This is a genomic window from Escherichia sp. AM3 (assembly GCF_032029835.1).
Lineage (GTDB): Bacteria > Pseudomonadota > Gammaproteobacteria > Enterobacterales > Enterobacteriaceae > Escherichia > Escherichia coli.
The window spans coordinates 1-242 of record NZ_JAVUPQ010001257.1 but is presented as its reverse complement, the minus strand read 5'-3'; the positions used below and the strand labels follow the sequence as shown (position 1 = coordinate 242).

General features: G+C 53.3%; 1 pseudogene. It reads left to right on the top strand.

Annotation, left to right across the window (positions count from 1 at the left end):
- Positions 1 to 242, top strand: a pseudogene (locus tag RTW80_RS30555) (hypothetical protein); the annotation flags it as partial.

Sequence of the window (242 nt, the reverse complement as noted above, 5' to 3'; positions counted from 1 at the left end):
GGGGTATCCGGTTCTTCTGGAGGGAATTATACCTACCGGGTCACCAACGGCAGCGGTGTGTGCGGCACGGCGACGATACCGGAACAACAGAAATCGGACTCCTCGTCTGGTTCCGGAAGCTTCTTTAACCCCATCAGTAACCGCGATACAAGTGAAGTGGTGGATGCGCAAAACAAAGCTATGGAAGCAATGATCCAGGATATGGACAGCGCGGCCAGCGAGTTTATGGCAGGGTTTATGAA